26 protein-coding genes are annotated in these 25,858 nt (G+C 38.5%); 5 read left to right on the top strand and 21 right to left on the bottom strand.

Translation table 11 applies throughout. The annotated features are described in order from the left end of the window. Positions 1-278: 278 nt before the first annotated feature. The 5 genes from LAV82_RS05810 to LAV82_RS05830 all read right to left on the bottom strand — a co-directional run bounded on the left by LAV82_RS05810 (position 279) and on the right by LAV82_RS05830 (position 3,339). Positions 279-1,355, bottom strand: a complete 1,077-nt coding sequence (locus LAV82_RS05810; protein WP_013059494.1) for a bifunctional 3-deoxy-7-phosphoheptulonate synthase/chorismate mutase — start codon at positions 1,353-1,355, stop codon at positions 279-281. A 240-nt stretch (positions 1,356-1,595) separates the two neighbouring features. Continuing rightward, positions 1,596-1,730 (bottom strand): hypothetical protein, encoded by a 135-nt coding sequence (locus LAV82_RS05815; RefSeq protein ID WP_499715724.1) that lies wholly within the window; start codon positions 1,728-1,730, stop codon positions 1,596-1,598. Positions 1,731-1,833: 103 nt separating this feature from the next. Continuing rightward, the gene (gene ytxJ, locus LAV82_RS05820; protein WP_013059495.1) at positions 1,834-2,157 is read right to left on the bottom strand and encodes a bacillithiol system redox-active protein YtxJ; all 324 of its coding nucleotides are present in this window, start codon (positions 2,155-2,157) and stop codon (positions 1,834-1,836) included. A 213-nt stretch (positions 2,158-2,370) separates the two neighbouring features. Then, the gene (locus tag LAV82_RS05825; RefSeq protein WP_013059496.1) at positions 2,371-2,826 is read right to left on the bottom strand and encodes a YtxH domain-containing protein; all 456 of its coding nucleotides are present in this window, start codon (positions 2,824-2,826) and stop codon (positions 2,371-2,373) included. 27 nt (positions 2,827-2,853) lie between these two features. Beyond that, positions 2,854-3,339: a DUF948 domain-containing protein gene (locus tag LAV82_RS05830; RefSeq protein ID WP_013059497.1), complete on the bottom strand. Its 486-nt coding sequence runs from the start codon at positions 3,337-3,339 to the stop codon at positions 2,854-2,856. Between the two features lie 281 nt (positions 3,340-3,620). Between LAV82_RS05830 and LAV82_RS05835 the strand changes: the two genes are divergently transcribed. Beyond that, on the top strand, positions 3,621-4,736 hold the full coding sequence (locus tag LAV82_RS05835; protein ID WP_499715725.1) for an aminopeptidase: 1,116 nt from the start codon (positions 3,621-3,623) through the stop codon (positions 4,734-4,736). 41 nt (positions 4,737-4,777) lie between these two features. On the opposite strand, the gene murC is transcribed toward LAV82_RS05835, so the two are convergent. The 8 genes from murC to LAV82_RS05875 form a co-directional block, all read right to left on the bottom strand. Next, complete coding sequence (gene murC, locus LAV82_RS05840; protein ID WP_013059499.1) at positions 4,778-6,079, bottom strand: UDP-N-acetylmuramate--L-alanine ligase; 1,302 nt, start codon at positions 6,077-6,079, stop codon at positions 4,778-4,780. 185 nt (positions 6,080-6,264) lie between these two features. Continuing rightward, on the bottom strand, positions 6,265-6,918 hold the full coding sequence (locus LAV82_RS05845) for a hypothetical protein (RefSeq protein WP_013059500.1): 654 nt from the start codon (positions 6,916-6,918) through the stop codon (positions 6,265-6,267). A gap of 338 nt (positions 6,919-7,256) precedes the next feature. Next, a complete protein-coding gene (locus LAV82_RS05850; RefSeq protein WP_499715726.1) occupies positions 7,257-10,367 on the bottom strand; it encodes a DNA translocase FtsK in 3,111 nt (1,036 codons plus the stop codon). A gap of 430 nt (positions 10,368-10,797) precedes the next feature. Further along, entirely contained in the window at positions 10,798-11,403 is a 606-nt protein-coding gene (gene ytpR, locus LAV82_RS05855) for a YtpR family tRNA-binding protein (RefSeq protein WP_013059502.1), read from the bottom strand. A 2-nt stretch (positions 11,404-11,405) separates the two neighbouring features. After that, positions 11,406-12,209, bottom strand: coding sequence for a DUF1444 domain-containing protein (locus tag LAV82_RS05860; protein WP_013059503.1), 804 nt, complete (start codon positions 12,207-12,209; stop codon positions 11,406-11,408). Positions 12,210-12,290: 81 nt separating this feature from the next. After that, positions 12,291-12,608: a thioredoxin family protein gene (locus tag LAV82_RS05865; RefSeq protein ID WP_013059504.1), complete on the bottom strand. Its 318-nt coding sequence runs from the start codon at positions 12,606-12,608 to the stop codon at positions 12,291-12,293. A 152-nt stretch (positions 12,609-12,760) separates the two neighbouring features. Then, entirely contained in the window at positions 12,761-13,285 is a 525-nt protein-coding gene (locus LAV82_RS05870; protein ID WP_013059505.1) for a DUF84 family protein, read from the bottom strand. A gap of 57 nt (positions 13,286-13,342) precedes the next feature. Then, the gene (locus LAV82_RS05875) at positions 13,343-14,416 is read right to left on the bottom strand and encodes a M42 family metallopeptidase (RefSeq protein WP_193424084.1); all 1,074 of its coding nucleotides are present in this window, start codon (positions 14,414-14,416) and stop codon (positions 13,343-13,345) included. A gap of 152 nt (positions 14,417-14,568) precedes the next feature. On the opposite strand from LAV82_RS05875, the gene LAV82_RS05880 reads away from it, so the two are divergent. Beyond that, complete coding sequence (locus LAV82_RS05880) at positions 14,569-14,880, top strand: PepSY domain-containing protein (RefSeq protein WP_013059507.1); 312 nt, start codon at positions 14,569-14,571, stop codon at positions 14,878-14,880. Here LAV82_RS05880 and LAV82_RS05885 read toward each other — a convergent pair. Together LAV82_RS05885 and trmB are read right to left on the bottom strand one after the other, a co-directional pair. Continuing rightward, entirely contained in the window at positions 14,849-15,706 is an 858-nt protein-coding gene (locus LAV82_RS05885; RefSeq protein ID WP_499715727.1) for a YtnP family quorum-quenching lactonase, read from the bottom strand. The genes LAV82_RS05880 and LAV82_RS05885 overlap by 32 nt on opposite strands. A 75-nt stretch (positions 15,707-15,781) precedes the next feature. After that, a complete protein-coding gene (gene trmB, locus LAV82_RS05890; protein ID WP_499715728.1) occupies positions 15,782-16,432 on the bottom strand; it encodes a tRNA (guanosine(46)-N7)-methyltransferase TrmB in 651 nt (216 codons plus the stop codon). Between the two features lie 127 nt (positions 16,433-16,559). Here trmB and LAV82_RS05895 point away from each other — a divergent pair, with 127 nt between their 5' ends. After that, positions 16,560-16,838 (top strand): YtzH-like family protein, encoded by a 279-nt coding sequence (locus tag LAV82_RS05895; protein ID WP_013059510.1) that lies wholly within the window; start codon positions 16,560-16,562, stop codon positions 16,836-16,838. 6 nt (positions 16,839-16,844) lie between these two features. On the opposite strand, the gene LAV82_RS05900 is transcribed toward LAV82_RS05895, so the two are convergent. The 4 genes from LAV82_RS05900 to thpR all read right to left on the bottom strand — a co-directional run bounded on the left by LAV82_RS05900 (position 16,845) and on the right by thpR (position 21,681). Beyond that, positions 16,845-17,669 carry a phosphotransferase family protein gene (locus LAV82_RS05900; RefSeq protein WP_223269002.1) on the bottom strand — a complete coding sequence of 275 codons (825 nt, stop codon included), beginning with the start codon at positions 17,667-17,669 and terminating at the stop codon, positions 16,845-16,847. Positions 17,670-17,830: 161 nt separating this feature from the next. Then, complete coding sequence (gene pulA, locus LAV82_RS05905; RefSeq protein WP_499715729.1) at positions 17,831-19,972, bottom strand: type I pullulanase; 2,142 nt, start codon at positions 19,970-19,972, stop codon at positions 17,831-17,833. A gap of 92 nt (positions 19,973-20,064) precedes the next feature. Next, the gene (locus LAV82_RS05910; protein WP_146274129.1) at positions 20,065-20,991 is read right to left on the bottom strand and encodes a hypothetical protein; all 927 of its coding nucleotides are present in this window, start codon (positions 20,989-20,991) and stop codon (positions 20,065-20,067) included. A 135-nt stretch (positions 20,992-21,126) separates the two neighbouring features. After that, entirely contained in the window at positions 21,127-21,681 is a 555-nt protein-coding gene (thpR, locus tag LAV82_RS05915; protein WP_211077616.1) for an RNA 2',3'-cyclic phosphodiesterase, read from the bottom strand. Positions 21,682-21,871: 190 nt separating this feature from the next. On the opposite strand from thpR, the gene cysK reads away from it, so the two are divergent. After that, positions 21,872-22,804 (top strand): cysteine synthase A, encoded by a 933-nt coding sequence (gene cysK / locus LAV82_RS05920; protein ID WP_013059515.1) that lies wholly within the window; start codon positions 21,872-21,874, stop codon positions 22,802-22,804. Positions 22,805-22,835: 31 nt separating this feature from the next. Here cysK and pepV read toward each other — a convergent pair whose 3' ends face one another. Next, entirely contained in the window at positions 22,836-24,239 is a 1,404-nt protein-coding gene (gene pepV / locus LAV82_RS05925; RefSeq protein WP_211077205.1) for a dipeptidase PepV, read from the bottom strand. A gap of 408 nt (positions 24,240-24,647) precedes the next feature. On the opposite strand from pepV, the gene LAV82_RS05930 reads away from it, so the two are divergent. Then, positions 24,648-24,869 carry a DeoR family transcriptional regulator gene (locus LAV82_RS05930; protein WP_013059517.1) on the top strand — a complete coding sequence of 74 codons (222 nt, stop codon included), beginning with the start codon at positions 24,648-24,650 and terminating at the stop codon, positions 24,867-24,869. A 222-nt stretch (positions 24,870-25,091) separates the two neighbouring features. On the opposite strand, the gene LAV82_RS05935 is transcribed toward LAV82_RS05930, so the two are convergent. Beyond that, the gene (locus LAV82_RS05935; protein WP_013059518.1) at positions 25,092-25,808 is read right to left on the bottom strand and encodes a pseudouridine synthase; all 717 of its coding nucleotides are present in this window, start codon (positions 25,806-25,808) and stop codon (positions 25,092-25,094) included. Between the last annotated feature and the right edge of the window lie 50 nt (positions 25,809-25,858).

Below are 25,858 nucleotides of genomic sequence, written 5' to 3' on the forward strand. Positions count from 1 at the left end.
CAGAATGATAGCGAATATCTGTAACTACTATACGATACTATGTGCTTCATCGCAACGTATTTACCGCCTTTTTCCGACAAGTTTCACGAGAATTTCATAAATTCTTGTTTTTTGGATTTGCACTTATTCTTTCCTATTTTGACAAAAGTTATCGACTGTTTTCAAAATACGTGATAATTTCGCTTATCTTTATTATAACGAAAGGCAAACAAGCTTGAAACCATTAAGTGCCTCAAACTTGTCATAAAAGTATACGAATTTTTCATTTTTACGTTTTTTTATAAATTTAAGTTACATATAGGCTTTAGCTGCTTCATAAATTCTGTAAATTGCGGGATATCCATTTGCTGAGCTGAATCAGAAAGTGCTACCGCAGGATCTGGATGAACTTCTGCCATAATTCCATCTGCTCCAATGGCAAGAGCTGCTTTAGCCGTTGGAACAAGTAAATCTCGTCTTCCCGTTGAATGCGTGACGTCGACTAAAACAGGTAAATGAGTTTCTTGTTTTAAAATGGGAACAGCTGAAATATCCAGCGTATTTCGCGTTGCTCGCTCATACGTACGAATTCCTCGTTCACACAAAATCAGCTGATCATTTCCTTTTGAAACAATGTATTCAGCAGCATTAATAAACTCATCAATCGTAGCGGCTAAGCCTCGCTTTAATAAGACAGGCTTCTTCACCGCACCCGCTTCTTTTAACAGCTCAAAATTTTGCATATTACGAGCACCAATTTGAATCACATCTACGTATTCTACAGCTGTTTCAATATCAGCGGGGTCGACAATTTCACTAATAACGGCTAAATCGTATTCGTCAGCTACTCTTTTTAAAATTTGCAATCCTTCTAAGCCAAGGCCTTGAAAATCATAAGGAGATGTTCTTGGCTTGTAGGCTCCGCCTCTAAGCATCCGCACGCCCTGCTGCTTTACGGCTTTTGCTACGGCTGCTACTTGCTCATAGCTTTCAACGGAACAAGGTCCTGCTACAAAACGCTGAAGTCCGTCACCAATTGTTTCTCCTTTTACCGTAACAATTGTATTTTCCCGCTTCTTTTTACGGGATACAAGAAGTGCTTTACGATGATCATCTTCTTGAAGCTCTAAATGAGCTTTAAAAATCTCTTTGAAAATATGTTGAAGCGTAGACGTTTGAAACGGTCCTTCATTCTTGCTTAAAATCGCATCAAGCATTGCTCGTTCACGAACGGGATCAAACCGTTTGGTTGACTGCATTCCTTTTAACTTTCCTATTTCTTGAACAAGCTCGCCTCGCTCATTAATAAGCTTTAACAGTTTCATATTTACTTCGTCAATTTGAGATCGCAAATGCTGAAGATCTGAATTCGTCATGTACGTCCACCCTTTCACTGATTTTAAAAAATCCGTTTAGCAGGGTTACTACATAAGATGATAGATGATGGAGGATATATGTAAGGGGCTTCTCTGCTTTTATGTGCTAAACTACATCTATTGTACGAAAAAGCGGATGAAACCGCAATCAGCTTATAAAAAAAAGAGGTTGAGGCATAGCTAAATCGCTCCAATCTAAAGGCGAACAAATGGGATAAACAATCTATTATGGATTGCGTGTCATACCGCTGTTGATTTCTGTGCAAGACTTCGCTTTTCGCGGGCGGCCGCTGAGCCTCCTCGTCGCTTACGCTCCTGTGGGGTCTCACCTGTTTCGCTTTTCCCGCAGGAGTCTTCGTCTTGCCCTCCAATCAACCGCTAGAAGCAGCTCCATACAGTAAACCTACGTTCACCCCGCCAATGAAAAAATCCGAACGATTAATGTTCGGATTTTTCTTTTACTAAAATACTTTTTCGATTAGTGAGCTACGTTTTTCGCTAATTCGTCTTCGTTAATGTTCCAGTGAGAAGCATGCCACTTTACTTTTCCATCTTCAAACAGAAGCGCTTGAGGTGATTCATGCTTCACTTCATACGTCTCAGCAATATAGTTAGATACATCACGTGAATCTTGGACATGAAGATAATAAGAAGGAATGTCTTCATGACTAGAAGCAAATGCTGAAAATGCCTCATGACCAGCTGCACTAATTGGACACGTTGTACTGTGTTTTAAAAATAAAAAGCGATTGTTTTCCTTTACAACTTGTTCGAACTCTTCAACTGTTGAAATTTTTTTCATTTTTTTCACCCTTTCTGTACTTACTCTTAAGTTTACATGGTTTGACCGTTTCCATACAAAAAGAGTGCTCAGCTTTATGTATGATGCTCATAAATTCATTTATAAGGTGGGGGGGTTTCCTGCAATGAAACGATTATTTACTTGTTGTTATCCAACCTAAATTACATACAAAAAAAGCGTTCACCCTGTAGGGTAAACGCTTTTGATTCTTTATTATGGTCGTGGCACTGTGCTTTCCACTTCATCTAGTGCTTTTTGAGCTTCTGTTAGCTTTTGCTGAACGTCTTCGTTGCTTTGAGACTCAACTTCATCAGCAAGCACTTCTAAGCTTGTTGGCGGTAATGCTTCGTGTTCAGGATCTACTTTACGGAAGTTTTTCACCTTGTCCACTACTTGTGAAGATTGCTCAGACAGTGTTTGTGATAGACCAGCCGTTTTTTCTTTAGCCGTTTGAGCAAACCCTTGTCCTTTTTCAACAGCGCTGTTTTTCGCTTGCTCTGTTTTTAAACGAACGTAAGCTGCCTGCTCATTTAAATCAGAACGGAACTCTTTACCTGATTTTGGAGCAAGTAGTAATGCCGTTGCAGCTCCTACAACTCCTCCAATCACTGTTCCTACTAAAAAGCCTTTATTTGAAGTGTTGTTTGGTTTATTTGGTTTGTTTGACATATGCGTCTCCTCCTTTAAAGTTCATCCTTATGAAAATGAGCGTGAGCGTTGAACCGCTTTTTCTTTTACTTCAACAGGTACAGGCTCTGCGTCAACTTTTTTCTGTTTTCTTAATTTTATACGTTCCCATACGTCTAATGCAACATTGCTCCATTGAACAACTTGAGCAACAGTTTCTTTATTTTCTTCTACTTTCTCTGAAACGCTTGATGATACGCTTTTAATAGACTTATTTAGGTCTTGGATTGAGTCACCTACGCCTTTAACAGAATCCACCACTGTGTTCAGCGCTTCGGATTTACGCTGAATATCTTCAGCTAACAGATTAGTCTTATGTAAAAGTGCAGTTGTTTCGGCTGTGATTCCTGTCATTTGCTTTTCTACACCGTCTAAAGTACCTGCCACTGAATTTAATGTGTGCTGAACGGATTTCAATGTTTTGGACACGGAAACCACCAGGTAAAAAATCGCAATGGCAACAATAGCAGCGCTTAAATAAAGAATAATAACCATCTGTGCAAGGCACCTCCTATTTTCTTCTCTCTTGTTATAACTACTTTCCCAATTTTATAAACAATTAAACCTTCTACTCCCTATAGACTCTTTAACTTTACCATATTCTCTCTGCCTTTATTCAGAAAAAGGGAAGATTGTTACATTATTTCGCGATATATGAGTTATTTCCCTTCCTAAAGAAAAAAGGATTTTAAAGCATAAAAACAAACAAAATAAGCTCAGTGGGGTACAATAGAAAGTGAATCACCAATCATTGTTATTTTAAGGAGGCACTATTTATGAAAGACCCTAGAATTGCGACATTAGCTAAAAATTTAATTAATTATTCTGTTCGCCTTCAAAAAGGAGAAAAAGTATTAATCGAAAACTTTGGACTTCAGCGCGAACTTGTGACAGCACTTGTAGATGAAGCGTACAAGGCGGGTGGCTATCCATTTGTACTGCTAAAAGATCATTCGGTAGACCGCGCTCTTTTAAACGGTGCACAAGAAGAGCAGTTCAATATGATGGCAGACTTTGAAGCAAATGTGATGAAAGAAATGAATGCTTATATTGGCTTGCGTTCTGGTTCAAACATTTTTGAACAATCAGATGTTCCGGCAGATAAAATGAAAATCCAAGGAAATACGATCGGTAAAAAAGTACATAGAGAAATTCGCGTTCCAAAAACAAAATGGGTTGTTCTTCGCTATCCAAACGATTCAATGGCGCAGCTTGCTAAAATGAGTACAGAAGCATTTGAAGATTTTTATTTTGATGTATGTAACTTAGACTATGGCAAAATGAGCAAAGCGATGGATGCTTTAGTTGAGCTCATGAACCGTACGGACAAAGTGCGTTTAACAGGTGAGAATACAGACTTAACGTTCTCTATTAAAGATATTCCTGCAGTGAAGTGTGCCGGGGAAATGAATATTCCGGACGGTGAAGTATACACGGCTCCTGTACGTGATTCTGTAAACGGAACAATTTCTTACAACACTCCTTCTAACTATCAAGGCTTTACGTTTGAGAATGTATCCTTAACATTTAAAAACGGTAAGATTGTTGAAGCAACCGCTAATGATACAGAACGCATCAACGGCATTTTTGATACGGATGAAGGCGCACGTTTTGTTGGCGAATTTGCGATTGGCGTAAATCCATATATTCAACATCCAATGCAAGACATTTTATTTGATGAAAAAATTGACGGAAGTTTCCACTTCACTCCTGGCGAGTGCTACGAAGATGCGTATAATGGAAATAAGTCAAATATCCACTGGGATATGGTGATGATTCAGCGCCCAGAATACGGCGGCGGTGAGATTTATTTCGATGACGTGTTAATTCGTAAAGACGGGCTATTTATCATTGAGGAATTAAAAGCGTTAAATCCTGAAAATTTAAAATGAGTTTTGAAATAAAAAAAGGCACTCTCCTGAGTGCCTTTTTTTTATGATACGGTTTGCTGATATAGTTTTTCAAACTTTTGAATGTCTCCAGCACCCATAAATACTAATACAGCTTCATTATGGTCTTTTAACGATTCAATTGTTTCTTCATTAATTAATTCAGCTCCGCTGATTTTGCTTCGTAAATCTTCAATTGATAATTTACCTTGATGCTCACGAGCTGATCCAAAAATGTCACATAGATATACTTTATCAGCGTGCTGTAAGCTTGCTGCAAAATCCTCTAAGAACGTTTGTGTACGCGTAAAAGTATGCGGTTGGAAAACAGCCACAACTTCACGGTTTGGATACTTTTGACGAGCAGCTGAAATCGTTGCATTAATTTCCGTTGGATGGTGTGCATAATCATCGATTAGCACTTGTTTGCCAACGTTCTTTTCACTGAAACGACGCTTTACACCTTGATATGTTTTAAAACGCTCTTGCAGCACAGCAACGTCAATTTCTTCATAATGACAAAGTGCAATAACAGAAAGTGCATTTAAGATGTTATGGTCGCCATACCCTGGAATTTCAAATGATGCGTGGAATGTATTACGAACGAACACATCAAATGTTGTGCCTGTTGTGCTTTTTACGATATTACGTGCTTGGAAATCATTTTCTTCGCCTAATCCGTAATAAAGAACAGGTACCTTCGCTTGAATTTGCTGCAGATGTTCATCGTCACCACAGGCAATAATTCCTTTTTTGACTTGAAGTGCCATCTCTTGGAACGCGCTGAATACATCGTCGATATTGGCAAAATAATCAGGGTGATCAAAATCAATATTCGTCATAATTGCATAGTCTGGCGTATAAGATAAGAAGTGGCGGCGATATTCACATGCCTCAAACGCAAAATACTTGCTGTCTTTTACACCTTTACCCGTACCGTCTCCAATTAAATATGAAGTAGGTTCAGCTCCTTGAATCACATGCGCTAACATACCCGTTGTGGATGTTTTTCCGTGTGCTCCTGTTACGGCTACACTCGTATACTGTTTCATAAAGTCACCTAAGAAACGGTGATAGCGTACAAGCTTGACTCCTTCTTTTGAAGCTGCTTCTGCAATTTCTTCATGCGTATCAGGAAAAGCATTTCCTGCGATTACAGTCATGCCGTCTTTAATATTATTTTTATCAAATGGTAAAACAGGAATTCCCTGCTGTTCTAGTGCTTTTTGCGTAAAAATTTCTTTTTCAATATCCGATCCTTGAACTTGAAAGCCCATATCGTTTAGGATTTGCGCAAGCGCACTCATTCCTGTTCCTTTAATACCTACAAAATGGTAAACTGTCATATAAAGAACCTCCAACATTCGTCTATCTGTAAGACAGTATATGACGGTTATCTAGAATTGCTCTTACAAACGTATATAAATGTCGTTTGATTGCTGATTTCACGATAACATTCGTACATTATATCACGTCTTATAACATAACTCCATGACTCCATTTCTACTCTCTTGCCTTGCGAAACGGCCTTTTATTTTGGCTTCATCACATAGTATATAGCCTGCTGTTTTAAAAACGAGCGCCATGTCATTGCATTTTTTTTGTCATTATATTGCGTTACTAACTGTTCAATGCGTTGTTTATGTCCTAAAAAGAAAGAGTCAATTAACACGTCATATCCGATTGATTTTATTTTTCGAATCCAAATTACTTGTTGTTCCTCTAAATTTGCAAATCTTCCTCTTACATCTTTGATGATAACCTGCTCATTTGTCAATGGGGTATATCCTTTTAAGAAAAACGAATTAGGTACTTTAGACACAATAATTGGCTCTAGTACACTCGTCAAAAAAAAGGCTCCTTGAATCAAAAACGACTCTGTTTTCTGCTTCGCCTGATCAGCTAAAAAAAGCTGCAGCAGGGTTTTCCCCTGAATGGTTACATATTCAAATGCAAACCACTGAAAAAATAATTGTTCATGGGAATCAGACAGAGGCGCCTCATGAGGCAAGTTTACTAACTCTTTAAATAAATGTGAAGCCCGCACTTTTTCTCGTATATTCGTATAGCGGTTCACAAAAAAGAAATATTGATTGTAAAAGTCGCAAATAGCATTATCAGACTGAAGCTGCTTTTGTTCACGAATTTCATTAAAGTTAATCAGTTCATGATTTTCTTCTGTCATTACTCTTCACTCGTACTCTAATTATTTAGTTTGTCCTCTTTATACGCCTTCAGCTCATATGTTTCTGCTGGTGAGAAATGATAGCAAACTATCACATGCTAAAAAAGTAAAACACACATTATCCTTACATATAGTAAATCATTTTACTAGTTCTGACAAACCTTTTCCTTTTTTTCTTGATGGATTTCTTCCAAAATCTCTACTCAAATTCTGTATAAACGAACTTAAAGCAGAAAAACAAGAGGCCACGGATACAGTGACAGAGCGTTAGCTCACACAATGCTGTATTCTGCTGATTTTGCACAGCCTCTTTTTTAACCTACATGTAGAAAAACAGCTTAAAATGTAGAAGTGGCTGTTTGACTTTCCATTTCCTGAAGCTCGTTTTCGGTAATGAGCACATCTCTCGGCTTGCTTCCTCTTGCTTCTGAAATAATTCCTTGCTGCTCCATCATATCAATTAGGCGCGCTGCGCGATTGTACCCCATTCTGAAGCGTCTTTGCAGACTGGAAGTAGATGCACCGCCTTGATCTAGCACAAACTCGCATGCTTCATAGAAAAGCTCATCTTCTTCATTTGAAGCAAAGCTTTGCTGCTTTTTCAACAACTCTTCTTGATCAAATAAGTATGTTGGCTTCATTTGTTTTTTGACATGATCTACAACGCGGTCAATTTCTTCATCTGAAACAAAGTTCCCTTGAATTCGAACGCTTTTAGAAGAGCCGTTTTCAAGAAGCAGCATATCACCTTTACCTAGTAGCTTCTCTGCTCCCCCTGTGTCGATAATTGTACGTGAATCAACTTGCGAAGAAACAGAAAATGCAATACGCGTTGGCACATTCGCTTTAATTAAGCCTGTAATCACATCTACGGAAGGACGTTGCGTTGCAAGCAATAAGTGAATGCCACATGCTCTTGCCTTTTGTGCAATACGGCAAATAGCTTCCTCTACTTCCCCAGGAGATACCATCATTAAGTCGGCAAGTTCATCAATAATAATAACTAGATATGGCAGCTCCCCGCTTTTTTCATTATGTTCTTTTACACGTTCGTTGTATTTTGTAATATCACGTACGCCCGCATGTGCAAACAATTCATAACGGCGCTCCATTTCCTCTACTGCCCATTTTAAAGCTGTAGTAGCTGCTTTAGCATCCGTGATAACCGGGCTGACTAAATGCGGAATACCGTTGTAAGGAGCTAGCTCAACCATTTTAGGGTCAATTAACATAAGCTTGACTTCGTGCGGCGCAGCTTTATAAAGCAAGCTGACGATAATAGTATTAATACACACGCTTTTACCAGACCCTGTCGCTCCGGCAATCAAACCGTGAGGCATTTTATTCAAGTCAGTCACAACCGGCGTTCCTGAAATATCTAACCCTAACGCCACCGTTAAAGGAGAGTTATCTTTTCTAAAAGAAGGATGCCTCAAAATTTCACGAATTAACACCGGCTTACTTTGACGATTTGGCACTTCAATTCCAATCGTATTTTTCCCTGGAATTGGCGCTTCAATTCGGATATCACGCGCGGCTAGGCTCAGTTTAATATCATCTGTTAAATTCGTAATTTTGTTCACTTTCACACCGGGTTCAGGATGTACTTCAAATCTGGTCACGGTAGGACCTTGCGTGACGTTTACGACCTTAGCTCGAACGTTAAAGTTTTTTAATGTCATATCCAAAAGCTCACGCTGCTCATCCGCCCATTGATTATCTTCTTCAATAGCAGCTGGAGGAATGTTAAGCAAGTTCATTCCAGGAAATGCATAAGGAGAAGAAGCCTTTACATTTACAGGTTCTTCACCTTTTAACGAAGCCTGTGGAACCGCTTCTTTGGTTTTTTCACCGTGAACTTCTTCTTGCCTACTTACTTCCGTTTTTTTTTGCAGAGCTTCTGCCTCCTGCCTTTGGTATGAACCTTGAGACGGCTGACTTTTTTCTCGAGCGCTGTTATCCATCTTTGTGCGGTCTTTTTTCAGCATCATCACGTTAAAAGGCACTAATCGCTTACCGCCAGCTCGTTCAGCATTTCCTGGCTGTTCTGCAGGTACAAGAGGTTCTACAGCTGACTCTTGCTGTACTTGTTCTTGTAACTCTTGACTTTCCTGCATACTGCTCTCTTCCTCTTTTATCACCGAATTTTCAAGCTCTTGGTGAACAACAGCCGATGCCGCTTCTGGTTGCCATTCATCAGTTGCGGGTTGCGATGAATTTAAACTTTCAGAATTCAGCTCATGTTCTGCTTCCATATGAACACTGTTTGCTGGCTCTTCTAGAATGACGTCACTTTCTTTCTCAGCAGCTGGAGCTTCTTCTTTCTTTCTAGGCTTTAGTGCTTCTACTTCTACTTCTTCTGCTGCTTGTAAAAACACTGCGCTTTCGTTCATCAACGTTTCTGCTTCTACTTCTTCAGTCTCATTTCCTATCTCTTGTTGGAGAGAAACTGATGATTCAGACGGGCGCGGTTCCTCTGAAATTGTAACTTCTTCGGCCGCTGTCATACCTTTCGCTAAATCCCAGTCAAGAGTTCTCTCTTGTCCCACTAACGGTTCGACCGCGTGTGATTCTTCAAAAGTTGGCACCTCTTCCTGTTCTTTTACGGCTACTGAAGAACTTGGCTTTTCTTCAGGAAATGATAGCTTCTCTTTTTGATTTTCCTCATATTGCTTCCACTGAGCAAAACGCTGAGAAGACAGTTGCATCATTTCTTCTGTTTCTTGAATCGGTGCTTCTTCGGCTATAGGCTTAGAAACTGGTTTTCTTAACGGCTCTACAACAGCTGTATTCATCGCTCGTCGGTAAATTTCATCTTCAAACGCTGCTTTTGATAACTGTGTACTCGGAAGCTCATATTCTACTACTTCCTCACTTCCATTTTGTACAACATTAGAAGGCCGCTTATTAAACCCATAGACAGGTGAAGGAATTTCAGTCGGACGAAACGGACGTTTTCTTACTTGCGGAACCGCTTCTTTCTTTTCAGATACCGTTTTTAACGGCTGAGATACTGACTTAGGCTGCGTTAGCGCCGACTTGCGAGCAGGCTCTTGATAAAACGGAGCCGGTGCCTTTTTTGCTACAGGCCTTGGTTCATTTTTAGGAACTGCTACCTTTTTTGCTTCTCCCGTATCATCAATTAAAGGAAAACGAAACGTTCCTTTTGGATATTGATAAGCTACTTTTGTATGAACATCTTGCTGCTCTTCACTGTAACTCCGCTTTTGCGTTCTGGCCGAGTGTGGAACAGAAGGTTTTGGCGCTGCTTTCATCACTGGCTTTTGATGAACTGACTGCATTTGTTTAGGCTTAGGAGCCTTCTTTTTAGGAATTGTTTTTTCTCTATTTAAAGGGTATTCTTCCGTTGTATTTCCATGTTCGTCTACAACGATTTCTTTCACTTCGTATCCTAGTAAATAATCCATTACTTTTCGTACAAAACCCATTTTTATCACTCTTTCTATCAGACTATCTTACTTCGTTTAGCCTCTTACTACCGCAGTGCTGCGATATCTACAAAAAGCTATCCATGCATCCTTTATTTACCTTTGGCCTCAAAGTATTCTCTGAGATGGATATATATACTATCTTTTCATTTATCATTCTATCACGTATGCTTGAACTCTTACTATAAAATCTACTATTTTGCTTCCCTTATTTATACAGTAAAATTCCTCTTTGCAAAAATATTTTTTCGCGTCTAGTTAGCACTCATAATTAAACGCGAAAAAAGCCACTAGTATATACTAGTGGCTTTTAATTTTATCAAACCTTTTTAAGAATTGACAATTGCTTTTCAGCAACTGTAACGCTTTGAAATATACGTGTAAAAAAACATCATGCTTTTGCCCTATAAATCAGTATGGCACTCTGCTTTTATGCTTGAAAAGGTTGACCTACTTCATATTTATCTTCAAGTACTAAAATCCCTTTTTCTTGAGGAGCGTTCGGAAGCGCCAGCTCTTTAGCAGAGCAAATCATACCTGAAGAAGGTACACCGCGCAGCTCTGCATCTTTAATGATCATACCACTTGGCATAACCGCTCCTACTTTTGCTACCACGACTTTTTGACCTGCGTCTACATTTGGTGCTCCACACACAATTTGAAGTGTTTCTGTGCCAACATCTACTTTACAGATGTTCAGCTTATCTGCATTTGGATGCTTTTCTTTTTCTTGAACATATCCCACTACAAATTTAGGAGATAAATCCACTTCAAGTTTACCTTCAAAACCGCTTTCGCTAAGTACATGATTTACTTCTTCCACCATTTCTTCTGTTAATTCAAGAGAACCATTTCCCTCTACTTTTAACTTAGAAGAAGCATGAAAGATGTTATAGCCAGCTGTTGTATTTGATTTTTGATCAAAGATACGCACAACGTCGCCTTTTGTTTCAAACGTACGATTTTCAATTGCGATATCTTCTAGCTTGACGATTAACGTATCGCCGATACCTTCTTTATTATAAAAAAGATTCATAATTAGTCCCGTCCTTTACTTCGATTTTTTCCTAGAATAAAAATAGGTTCTAGCTCACCGTTTTCGTATAAAAATGAAAGAGCTGTGATGGGTACACGTCCACTTGCAAAAAAGCTCATGGTCATTTGCGCAAGAATATCATAACCCGTTTCGTTTTGGATATCAGCTAGAATCAGCACATCTTGATGAGGTACTGCTACAGCCATTGTGCCCGAAACACTAGAAGCAAAATCTTGCAAAAATGCCTCGTTAAGAATTCGGCTTGCATCGTATCCATCGTTCTGATTTACAAAATAAAAGTCATTGCCTGCTACCGTATCTTTTTTATGTGAAATCGGCAAAGAGCGAAGATTAAATTTAGCCATTTCCCGCACTGCGGATAGATCTAAATCTTCCTTACGAATTAGTTTCTCATCTAATAGACGATATGTATTGCCTAAATCAAGCGCATAATAAATGCGTGTTTCAGCTGTATGTTCATCATAAATCAACGGCACGTCTTCATTCGATTTATCTGGAAAAGACGTTGAGCGAATAACTGGATAAATGCGCTTTTCTTTTCCCGTTACCTGCTGTTCATCGTTCATAACACGAAGAGCTTCTTTTATATAATATACCATTTCATCTAGAGCCGCTTCCTTTTTTTCTTCCCATTTTGCAATTAGCCCAGGTAAAGAAATGGTTACACCTTTTTTCGTTTCCTGATGTTCAACGCGCAGCGTATCTTTTTCACGATCAAATAAAAATGACCAATCCGCACCCGTTAATCGCTCTTCTAGTAGTTTTCTCATCTTTTGACTATTCATTTTCGCCATATTTACGCCTCCTTTTCTCATTTTTATGTATGAAGACTGATAGCTGTAGATCGCTATCAGTCTTCACTTGATTTATGCATTTAAGCCGTTAATAAACTCTTCAATTTCTTCTTTTGTTTTACGATCTTTGCTGACAAAACGCCCTGTTTCTTCTCCGTTGCTGTAACCAACAAAGCTTGGAATTCCAAAGATGCTTAATTCTGCACAAAGATCAATAAAGTCGTCACGATCGACATAGTGAAATGTATACTCGCTATGATTGGCCTCAATTTCTGGAAGCACAGGCTCGATTACTCGGCAATCTGGGCACCAGTCTGCTGAAAACATCATGATATGTTTTCCTTCTTTAATGATTTCTTTGTATTGTTCAATTGTTTGCATTTTTTCCATTTTTCTTCCTCCACTTTTTCTTTGACTTTCGTATTTAAACGGCTAAAGCCCTATACATTATTTAATCCTTCTACATCAAAACATAGTATATGAGTTGTTGCAACTATCATACACTGATGCTTTTCTATTATAAAGGGTTACAAAGAAATTTCCTATTGAACAGCTTGATTTGTCCTAAAATCCAGCTGTCCTTTTAGCATTAAAACAACCTGATAAAACATAGCGGTCCGATCTAAATTTCCATTGGTGAAAATACCGATTGCTCCTTCTTTTTTTCGAATATTCTTTTGGTTTGTATACACTTCCATAGCTTCGGCTAATTCTTTTTTATCATGACGAAGCATACCGGCTACCGCTTCAGGAAGCCGAATACGAGCTCCTCCACCTAAAATCGGTTCAAGATCCTTAGAGGTAACAAGACTTCCCCAATTGCAAAGGAATAAGCCATGAGGTGTTTCCTGCACCCCTCCTTCAAGCCCAATACCAATATCAGCACCTGCCTCTTTGACAGCAGCACGCGCGCGGTTAACCGCTCCTTGGATGGTTTCTTCGTCAGAAAAAGGCTGTGGCGACACCCCAGACTGCACGGCTACCTCTACATATGTAAAAGTATCTCCAAATACTTTTTTTACTGCATTTACTTTTGTTGGATTTTTCGTTCCGATTGCAATTTTCATTTTTTCTCCTGTCATTATGAAACAAAGCAACCGCAAAAGCAGCTGCTTTGTTCTTTTTTATCCGTTTTGCTTAATCGTATCGAGCGTTGTTTGGTCTGTAGAACGTACAAGTTTGACTAGTAATTCTTTTGCGGCTGCATAGTCATCTACATGAATCATAGACGCATGAGTATGAATATAACGTGAACATACGCCGATTACCGCAGAAGGAACTCCATTATTAGAAGTATGAACGCGCCCTGCATCAGTACCTCCTGGAGAAACAAAGTATTGATAAGGGATGCTGTTTGTCTCAGCTGTATCTAAAATAAATTCTCTCATTCCTCTATGTGTGACCATCGTACGGTCAAAGATACGAAGTAATACGCCTTTTCCTAATTGTCCAAACGCATTTTTATCGCCTGATGTATCGTTAGCTGGACTAGCATCTAGTGCATAAAACAAATCCGGTTTAATCATATTCGCAGCTGATTGAGCACCGCGAAGCCCTACTTCTTCTTGCACAGTAGCTCCAGAATATAAGATATTTGGCAATTTTTCATTTTTTACTTCTTTTAATAATTCAATCGCAAGTCCGCACCCATAGCGGTTATCCCATGCTTTTGCCAGTATTTTCTTTTCATTTGCCATTGGCGTAAACGGACAAATCGGTACAATTTGATCGCCAGGACGAATGCCCATTTCTGCTACTTCCTGCTTGCTATCTGCGCCCACATCAATCATCATATTTTTAATGGCCATTGGCTTGTTGCGCTGTGATTCGTCTAATAAATGGGGAGGGATAGAAGCAATTACGCCGGTGATAGGACCTTTTTTGGTAACAACATGGACGCGTTGAGCTAGCAGTACTTGACTCCACCATCCTCCTAGAGTTTGAAAACGAAGCATTCCTTTATCTGTTACAGACGTAACCATAAATCCTACTTCGTCCATATGTCCTGCTACCATTACTTTAGGACCTTTTTCTTCATTATAGCGCACGCCGAATAAACTTCCTAACCCATCTTGAATGACTTCATCTACAAGGGGTTCAATTTGCGAGCGCATAAATGAACGTACTTGATGTTCGTTTCCAGCGGCACCTGGTAACTCCGTTAATGTTTTAAATAGAGATATCGTTTCATTGTTCATATATACTCTCCTTTATGTATCATTTTCTTTATTGTATCGAAAACCGGAAATAGTTGCTAGTTCTGTCCTTCTCTTCTATAACTCAACTTAACAAAGCATTCGACAATTTGATATAATGATGAAAACATATCCTTAAAAAGCAGGTGAATAACGTGAAATGGACTCAACTAATAGCAGGAGCTGCAGTCGGATTTGCAAGCGCTTATATTCTTCAAAAAAGAAAGTCGTCAATTTCCTCATCGGAAGCCCTTACGATTGTTAAAAGCGCTTTTAAACAAAATGGGGCAATCGACGGCTCATGGATTGAAACAACGACTAAAGTCATTCAAAAACATGGTCTCTCTTTTTATGGTTATACAGGTGGAATTATCAGAACACGTGATGCAAAACAGGAACATTACGAGTTTTTCATTGATAAAAAAAGCGGTTCTATTATTGAATTGACGCTGAATGCATCCGTTTAATTTCGTCAACTATTTCTCCTTTATTATCCCATTTTACAGCTCGATAAAAAGCATCATGATAAAAACTTAGCCAAGCTTGATTCTCATAGGCATAAGCTAGCCACTGCTGCTTTTGTTCAATCGAAGTCATTGGATAATCATCATATGCCATTACCCATAAGACATTTTGATGTGCATGTGTTGGCAAAAGATCGCCCATATGCACTAAGATGTCATTGTTTCCTTTTAATACAACTACAGCATGACCATCGCTGTGACCGCCGGTATGATGAGCCGTTACTCCAGGCACAATTTCATCTTTGTCGCTAAATGTTATTACTTGATGCTGAATAAATTCCCAATTTTGTTTCCAATACGTATTTTTAGAACGTATATTAGGATTTCTCATTTCATTCCACTCGATTTCACTAACAAAGATTCTTGCATTTGGAAAAGCAGAGGAAAAATGTCCGTTGCTACATTTTGTTAAGCCTGACACATGATCAAAGTGAAGATGCGTCATAATGACGTGAGTAATATCTTCGCACGTAAACCCTAACTTTTGTAAATCTTCAGCAATAAATGATTCTTCTGTTACACCAAAATGACGCTTTTTTTTCTCACCCAACATACCATTCCCTATGCCTGCATCAATTAACATGAGGTGTTTTTCAGTTTGAACGAGCAAAGGATCCGTCCTCATTGGAATTCGATTTCCTTCTGAGATAGGATACTTTTTTGTCCAAAGCTCTTTTGGAACAACACCGAACATTGCTCCCCCGTCTAAATGATTATTCCCTCCACGAAGCCATGTCACTTTTAATTCGCCTATTGTTAACGTTTCCATTTTACACCTCCATTATATTCCTTTTTATTTTATCACTATCTCCTTCTCTTTTTGAACAAAAAAAGACTGAGGAACTCAGTCTTTTTCGTTCAGGTATTTTACTTCACAGCGGTAAATGCGGCTGCCTTTTTGTGAAAATTTCTCTTCATATTCCGTCATAACATTGCCTTCAAAATCGCTTTTATGCAAATCTAAGCTAATGTATTTGAGTAGAAGCTCATATTCTGAAAAGCTTGTCAATGAATATTCAAATAGCCCTTGATTATCTGTTTTAAAGTGAATTTCTCCACCATCAACCAGCAGGTTTTCATACATGCTTAAGAACGTTTTGTATGTTAAACGGCGTTTGGCATGTCTCTTTTTTGGCCATGGATCAGAGAAATTGAGATAAACGCGATCCACGTCATTTTTTGCAAAAAACTCACTAAGATGGTTAGCATCTACATTCAACAGCTTTAAATTTGGAAGCTCTTCTTCAATCAAACGTTCTAGAGCACTTAAGATGACACTTTCATACATTTCAATTCCAATATAGTTGATATGCGGATTTTGTTTAGCCATCCCTACTAAAAATTGGCCTTTTCCTGTTCCTACTTCAATATGAAGAGGATTTTCGTTCCCAAAAACCTCTTTCCAGTTCCCTTTATACTCTGCTGGGTTTGGAACCACGTATTGGGGATTTTCAGCAATTTTATCTTTTGCCCAAGGTTTGTTTCGTAATCTCATGTTGCACCTCTTTAATGTATTTTGACGCATTGAAAATGTCGGTTATTCGAAACAACCGACATTCTCATGCATAATTGTGTTTAGATAGAAAAAAATAAGAGCATCATACGAGAAAGGATGATGCTTAATGCCTTTAAATGCCGAACACCAAATGAATATATTAAAAGATATTTTATCTAATCATCAAAGTGATTGCTGCGGAACGGTTGCGGAATGTGAACAGGTTGAACGTTTAATTCAATCAATGTTAGCAAAAGGATACGCTAGCACAGACGTACAAGCAACACTACAAAACGTGTATAAATACACGCAAGATGCAAAAAGTGCTGCTCATTTAGACGAACATATTCAAACCAATCAACAAAATTTATCACAATGGGTCCAAGAACTATCTACCTTGTCATAATCTTTGCTACTGTGCTTGAATGTCGTTGACGAGCAACATCCGAAGATATTCAAGCCAGTAATTCATTTCAGAACGTTCATTTTTCGAACGATGCCATTCAATGAATAAAATGGTTTGACTTATCACATACCACTTCATTCTCTTTTTCAGGTTCTCGGTTAGTTCAACCCCATAATGCTCAAGCCATTCTTCCCACTGAGATGGATTGATGTACCAATAAAGCAATAAACCTAAATCAATAGCAGGATCTGCAATCATCGCTCCGTCCCAGTCGATTAAATATAGCTGCGTATTCTCCCCAAGCATCCAGTTATTGTGGTTCACATCACAGTGGCACACAACATATTTATCTGTCTGAACGGACGGAAGCTCTGCTTGTAAATAACTGATTCCCTGCTCTACAATACTTTCTTTTTGAAGTCGCTCGTCCACATTCTCTACAATATCGGCTAGCACGTCTTCGGGAAGAAGCGGTGTTTTCCCCAACCTTTTCAACATATCTAATAACTCGTTTGAATGATGAATTTTACTAAGCAATTCTGTCACTCGACTCGAATTCATATCTTTTGGTTTTAATTCTCGACCATCTAGCCAGTGCTGAGCTGTGATCACATCTCCATTTTCCATTCGTCTTGTCCACACGAGCTTCGGTACAATTCCTTCAGCTGACAATACTGCTAAAAAAGGTGATGAATTACGCTTTAAAAAAAGCTTTCGGTCTTGAAATTTTGCAAAATAAGCTTCTCCTGTCGCTCCGCCAGCAGGAGTAATTTCCCATTCGCTTCCTAATATATCTTCCAACCAATTCACCTTCAATTTCAACACACACATTTCGTTTAAAAATTTCACTCAATAAAGCAATCTATTAAGACATCATGACGTTATTTTCTTAGTAAATAAAAAAGACGGCTATTGAGGATATGTATCAATAGCCATCCTTTATAAATATTATCTCCATCACACTTTTTTCGTCAAGTGGTTGAAGACAATAATTACGTTTGAAATAAAATAAGAACGCTAAGCTTTGAAACGTTTATAGCATTATCCTCTATAGTAGGATACCCATTTTTATATACTTTACAATGATCAAGTGCTATTTTCCATGGTCCTTCTGGCAAAACTACTTTTTCTTCCATTAGGCCTTGATTAAAAAACACAATAATATTCTTCCACGGACCGTAAGCCAATACGTTTGATAAGCAATAGCCAATAACGGATTGCGGCGTGTTTAGGAAAGAGACATGCTGCCTAATCGCTGAAGCATCTCCCAAGCGAAATGCACCGTGCTGTTTGCGAATACGAATCAGCTCTTGAACCCAATTCACATCAGGAGAAAATTTGATCCGTCGATTCCAATCAAGTGCATTAATATCATCGGGTGAATTATAGCTGTTCTCTACGCCTTGTTTAGTGCGGTAAAACTCTTGACCACTATGAAGAAACGGTATGCCTTGCGAAAGAAGTACAATAGCAGTAGCAAGGCGGTGACGACTTCTACGATTGTCTTCGTCTTCTTCTCCGTTTGAATTCGTTAACTTATCCCACAGCGTATGATTATCATGTGATTCAACGTAATTAACTGATTGTGCTGGATTTATAAATAAAGCCCGGCTGTCTTCTTTATCCAGAATGCTCCCCGCTATCACAGATTGCACGGTCTCTTTTTGATGAATATTTCCGCTGATAAAACCTTTTTCATATACATCAAACGTGCTTCCTTTTACAGAATCTCGAAAGCGATCATTAAAATAGCCGATTTGAGGCGTTTGGCGGGCATTCGCCATAATTGCTTTTTGATTATAGGGGAGAGGAGTGTTTAAATCCCAGCCTTCGCCAAACACCAAAATAGTAGAATCAATTTCATTTATTTTTTCCCGGATGATGTTCATCGTTTCTATATCTAAAATCCCCATGAGGTCAAAGCGAAACCCATCAACGTCGTACTCTTTTATCCAAAATAATACTGAATCGATAATAAACTTTTGCGCCATTTTCCGTTCAGAAGCAAAATCATTTCCTACTCCCGTACCGTTCGAAGGCATCCCAAACTCATCATGTCGAAAATAATAGCCCGGAACAATTTTTTCAAAAGGTGATTCCTCTCGTACAAATACGTGATTATAAACTACATCTATAATAACACGGAATCCCTGTTGATGAAGTGTTGATATTAATTGTTTCACTTCAGCAATACGAGTGGCGGGATTTGAAGGGTCAGCGGAGTAGCTTCCTTCTGGTACATTAAACAACAATGGATTATACCCCCAATTATAAGAAGCATGAGGATTTAATTCATCTACTCCGCCAAAGTCGTTAATAGGAAGAAATTCAAGGTGGGTCACTCCTAGCTCTTTTAAATAATGAAGACCTGTTGTTTTGCCTGGCTGCCCGCTTGATTCAGTAACAGCTAGGTACGTACCTTTTTTTTCTATCCCGCTTGAAGGATGAATAGAAAAATCGCGAACGTGCATTTCGTAAATAACGGCATCCGTTTGCTGAAGGAAAGGTGGCTTTTCATGGAGATGAACATAGGCTGTATGAAGATTTATCAGAACTCCGTATTCACTATTTGCTGTAGCTGCAACGGCATAAGGATCCACCGCTTCATTTGTCCCGCCGTTTACATCTATTAAAAATCGATAATAATACCCTTCTTTATCTAAGGGAAGTTTCTTTTCCCATACGCCTTTTCTTTGACGAGCCATGACGTACAGTTCTTCTTTCCCACTGTTTGCATGTATTAATTTTAAAACCACTGCTGATGCAGTCGGGGCCCAAATTTTTATCATAATATGATCTGAATAAAATGCTGCACCCAAATCATTTTGATTATAATAAAATCTCTCATCAAACTCTTTGGTTCGTATAACAGCTCCTACCTGCAGCGGAACTTTCTCCCCGTAATTATCACAGATAACGTACGACTGTCCAATTTCTATGCTACCTTCAACCTTGCCTTCATATTTGATAAAACCTTCTAATTCATGTACGTTTTCAATAGAGATGGTCTCATGCATTTGTGTACTTTTAATCACAAAAAAATCAATTTGACCTTCATGATAAGAAGTTGGAACTAAAAGAGTAATACGATCTATTTGATCTAAATAAGCTTGAAACTTATTATCACCAGTCATCCTTTTCTCCTCCTTATGCCAATTACCTCTTTAGTAGCATTATATGTAGCAAACGCAAAAACGAAAGCACTTTCATAGCGTGAATGTTCGTATTATTCACCTGCTTCGAATTCCCGGTCAAAATAAATACTCTGGCTGTGTTCGAGCAATACTTGAGCTGCCTTCATCTGCTTAAACTTTAAAGGTGCTTTAGATTTCCTAAGTTCATAAAACCACTCTTCGTACTTTCTAGCATCTACAAATTCAACCTGATAAGGCTCCGCAGCGTAATCAATGTATCCATTTCTGCTCAGCAATATTTTCTTTACGTTATGTTCAATATCGTGAGTACGATAGATGCTTCGGACAATTTGCTCCGTTCGATTTAACCCAATTAAAGGATTTAATATCTTTTTTTGATCTCTTCCTCTTAACTCTGTCCAAAAATTTTCTTTTGAATACTGAAAAACAGCGCTTTTATATGTTTCTATTAAACAAATACAGAGGGTTTCCGTTGGAGTAACAATAATGATATCTCCTTCTACCGGAGCTTTATTAATCATGAAAACAGGCTTGTACATCACGAGACACGTATCAGGAAAGCGCTGAATAAAATAACGGAGAGCTTCATCATGGTAATATTTACGATCTGCTTGTGAGAACTCAAATAAAGTGGATGTAGCCCATTTCATTTGAAGATCAAATACATTTTCTAAAAACAATATTTTCAAGTCTTCCGCTGTTTGTGGAAGAGTTGTAAACCTCAATAGCTCTTGATTTTCCACGCTATCGCTAGAGAACGCTTCTTCCACTTCACACGTTTCTTTTTTTCTTGTAAACCGCTCTTTTGCTTTTTGCAAAAATGAACGTTGAGCTTTTGTTTCTTCTTGTACAGGCGGTTCATGTAATAGCCCTTCTTCAAATAATTGCTTTACTTTCTTCCAATTATGCTTTTTTAAGTGATTAAACTGAGACGTGTAGTGATAAACGTCTTTTTCATAACGGGAAATATAATCTTGCACCTTAAGTAGCTGCGCCACGTTTACATCAATCCCCTAATTAAAATTCCTCTAAAACTTTGTTCGCCGATGATTTCTCTATTATCATCGGCGTTTTCTTTCCTTTGATAAGAGTGATTTTTAAATAGCCTCTCTCCATGCTTGTATGTTCATATGCTACTGTGACTGCAAGGAAAAAGATAGTATTTTTTTATATTTAGGTTTGCTAGCAGGATGAACTTCAAAAAGGGCAAACGAACTTACTTGAAACTGTTCTTCAATCGACGTTTGCTTTAACTGTTCTTCCAAAAGTCCGGCTTCCCCTCCCCACTTCTTTGCAATCGTAATATGAGGACGATAAGGACGTTTTTCGTATAAGGAGCTCAGTTCTTCCCATACGGCCTGTATATCCCTTTGCAGATTCATAAGATTATCATTTGGCCTAAGGCTTACATAAAGTACTCTAGGCTTGTTATACGCACCGAACACATCGTACTGACCTGTCTGCAGCGAAAAACTTGAATGACGGGAGGCTACTTCTTTTAAGCGCGTAATCAGCTTTTCCTTTTTGTCATCTAAAAACCCTAAAAATTGTAGCGTTATATGATAATCGTCAGGGTATGTCCATTGTTTGAAAGGAAAAGGTATTAATTCCTTTGCCCAATTTTCTGCCTGATGTGCAATGGATACAGGCACGTTGATTCCAATAAAATAATGTTTATCGCCTTTCATCAAATCGCTCCTTTTCTTTTTATTATCTTTCCCCAAGTGGTTATGTTCAAAAAGAGCTAGATCTATTTTAAAGGCTTTTTCGGATGAAATAGAGAGGTTTTTCTGAAAATTTGTCATGTGCTTAAAAAATAAGAATTTGTGTTATCATAGAAACAATACAGAGAATTTTTATAAGAAAAGGATGAGAAAAATGAAAGTTGTTAACAATATGGCTGATTTGATTGGCGAGACACCCCTTGTTAAGTTGAATCGTCTTCAACCTGCAGATGGAGCATCCGTTTACTTAAAACTAGAGTTTTTTAATCCAAGCCGTAGTGTAAAAGACCGTGCTGCTTTTAATATGATCGTGGAAGCTGAAAAAGCAGGCTTGCTCAATGAAAATTCTACTATTATTGAACCAACGAGCGGAAATACAGGTATTGGCTTAGCTATGAATGCAGCGGCAAGAGGTTATCGTTCTATTTTAGTCATGCCAGATACCATGACTCAAGAACGAATTAACTTGTTAAAAGCATATGGTGCTGAAGTTGTTCTAACACCGGGTGATGAGAAAATGCCTGGAGCAATCCGCAAAGCACAAGAACTTACAAAAGAAATTCCAAATGCATTTATGCCCATGCAGTTTGAAAATAATGCAAACCCTGACGCACATCGAAAAACGACTGCTAAAGAAATTATTGAGGCAATGAACGAGTTAGGCAAAGACCTATCTGCTTTTGTTGCTACTGCTGGAACAGGGGGAACGATTACAGGAACTGGTGAAGTCCTAAGAGAAAACTACCCAAATATGACCGTTCATGTTGTGGAACCAGCTGGGTCTCCTGTATTATCTGGAGGAAGACCTGGGAAGCACAAGCTTGTAGGAACAAGCCCTGGGTTTATTCCTGATACGCTTAATGTAGATGTTTACGATGAAATTTTAAAAATTAAAGATGAACAAGCCTACGATATTACACGACGCTTGGCTTCTGAAGAAGGAATTTTAGTCGGTCCTTCATCTGGCGCTGCGTGCTATGCTGCTATCGAGGTAGCCAAAAAATTATCTCCTGATCAAGTGGTCGTATGTATTGCTTGCGATACAGGTGAACGTTACTTATCAAGCGACCTGTTCTCATTTGAATAATAAAAAAGCGAACGCAAAGGCGTTCGCTTTTTTATTTAGCTAATTCGTAAATAGCCTGTGCATAAATAGCGGTTGCACGAAGTAAATCTTCAATTACCATGTACTCGTCTTTTTCGTGCGCTACTTCTTCACGGCCTGGGAAAAGAGGTCCAAATGCCACACCCGCTTCTAATGCTCTGGCATATGTTCCTCCTCCAATTGAAATAAGTGTAGGTTCTTCATTTGTTTGTTCTTGGTAAACCTTTTGAAGCGTTTGAATAAGCTCATGTTTTTGATCGACGTGATGCGGTTTAGAATCTGTAAAATGTTTGATGGTCATTTGATAAGATTCACTTTTTTCTTTAATCGTATCAATAATATCGTCAATATGAGCTGATACAGGATAGCGAATGTTTAAACCAAAGTGCCCCGCTTCTTCTTGATTGTAAGACATGATTCCAACATTTATCGTTAAATCACCCGTGACCTCATCTTTGCGATTTAAGCCCATTTTTTCTCCTAGTGCATCTTGGACTAAATACGCATTTGCATAACCTACAAACTGATTAGCTTGTTCATCAAGTTCTAATGTGTGTAAAAAGCGAAGAAGCGTAAGGCCAGCATTTTTCCCTTTATCAGGCACACTTCCATGTGCTGAAACGCCTTCTAAAGTAAGTTTGTATTCACCGCTCTTATCTGTTATTGAACCTTTTAAAGACTGATCCTTTAAAAATTGATTATATTTATTTTCAATATCCGTTTCACTATGGAATTCAAGAACAGCTGTTGCAAGATCAGGAACCATATTGTAGCGTCGCCCAGAGACAAATGATGTAAGCTGAACGCTTCCCTTTGTTCCTTCAATTGGCTGCTGGCGAATTTCTACATCTGTAATGCCTTTTTCAGCAAAAATGATAGGAAAATCCGCATCCGGCGCAAATCCCATAGTTGGCATCTCTTCATGGTTGAAGTAGTGGTCTACACATCTCCAGTCACTTTCTTCATCCGTTCCAATAATTATTCGAACCCGTTTAGATAGAGGAAGCCCTAAATCTTTCACAATTTTCATCGCATAATAAGCAGCCATCGTCGGGCCTTTATCATCGATTGCTCCTCTAGCAAAAATTTTCCCGTCTTTTATTTCACCGCCGTATGGATCAACCGACCACCCGTCTCCTTCAGGAACAACGTCTACGTGACAAAGAATGCCAAGAAGGTCTTTCCCTTCTCCTGCCTCAATATGACCAGCATATCCGTCTACGTTCTTGACGGAAAACCCGTCATTTTTTCCTTTATTTAAAAGAAAGTGAAGCGCTTGAGCAATTCCAGGTCCGAATGGCTCTTCTTGTTTTTCTGTGCTTGTCAAAACACTTTTAATTTGTAGAAAACGCTGCGTCTCAGCTAGAATTTCAGCTTCTCTTTTTTGAACTTCCTCTTTCCAATTAATTGCGGTCATCTGTTTGTCTCCTTTTCCTGCTTTTACAGATTGTATCTATCATTACTATTGGTAAATTTAACTTTATCATACCTTTATATAGAAAGAAATAATTGTCTCTTTCCTTTCATATCAAAGGTTTACAGAGTCAAAATTCCGGGAAATAATTTGTAGGCACAATCGATAAAAACGGATTCTATTTGTTTATTGTTTACATATACTATAAAAAATGTGCAAATAGAGGAAGGAGATGTTACGAAAGGATTACATATTTATATCATTTTTTGTAAATATTGTGTTAATTTGCGTTTTCTCTTTTATTTTTCTGTCGATTTTGTGTACAATAAGAATAAGGACTGAAATAGTGCTTGACATCTCAGAGTTATAAAGAAGTTGTGCCTTACGAAAAACGAATAAGGAAGTGGTTTTTTGAAACCTTCAACTAATCGAATGCTAACTCGTATCAAATCGGTCTATATGTTCATTTGTAAAAATGGAACAGTTACAACGCAAGAGCTCGTAGACGAATTTGGTATTACACCAAGAACCATTCAGCGTGACTTGAATGTGTTAGCATATAATGATTTAGTTCGCAGCCCAAGTCGCGGTACATGGACGACTACGCAAAAGAAGGTCAAGATGTCATCCTAGTAAGTTTATTTCAAGGGTAGTAAGTGATTTATATATAGAGATAAAATTCTACGCAGTAGAAAGTCCAGACTTGGACGAGTGCATAGTCCCCCGCTCCATTTGCACGTCAAGCAGAGTTGGTACTCGTTTAAGTGCTTTAACGTGAAATGTTTCACTTGTCTAACAAAGTGGACAAAAAAAGGAACCATTTTAGACTTAGGTTCCTTTTTCTTTCGCCTCTTCTTAGGCATTTGATTGTTGTAATAAAGCTAGTTCCTCTTCCGTTAACTCCCTATACTCTCCTAAATCTAACGACTCGTCTAATAGCAAAGCTCCCATAGATAAACGTTTTAAATACGTTACTTTTTTTCCTCTTGCTTCAAACATACGCTTCACTTGATGAAATTTCCCTTCAACGATCGTTAATTCAATTTCTGATTCCACACCGCTTGTTAGTATCTTTAACTCTGCTGATTTTGTTACATATCCATCATCAAGAGTGACACCTTGTCTAAATGCTTCAGCATCTTCTTCAGTCACCGGTGCATTAATTTTTGCAAAATATGTTTTAGGAACGTGTTTTTTAGGAGATAGCAGCTGATGTGCAAGCTGACCGTCATTCGTCAGCAGCAAGAGCCCTTCTGTATCTTTATCTAAACGCCCTACCGGAAATGGGTCATACACAGCATCGTCAAGTTCAAGTAAGTCCAAAACTGTTTCATGAAGAGAATCTTCTGTTGCTGATATGACGCCTTGCGGCTTATGAAGCATAAAGTAAACAAATTCTCGGTAAGAAACGGCTTCGCCATGCACAGTTATTTCTTGTTCATCTGGATTAACGTGGACCTTAGCATCTTTAACTGCTGTACCGTCTACCTTAACAGCTCCAGTCTTTAAAAGACCTTTAACTTCTTTTCGGCTTCCGTACCCAATGGTAGAAAGCAATTTATCCAAACGCATGTAATATCCTCCTCTTTTTTGAAAAGAAGATGACTCTAACGAGTCATCTT

Source organism: Bacillus sp. ILBB4 (genome assembly GCF_035064545.1).
In the GTDB taxonomy this organism is placed as follows: domain Bacteria; phylum Bacillota; class Bacilli; order Bacillales; family Bacillaceae_H; genus Priestia.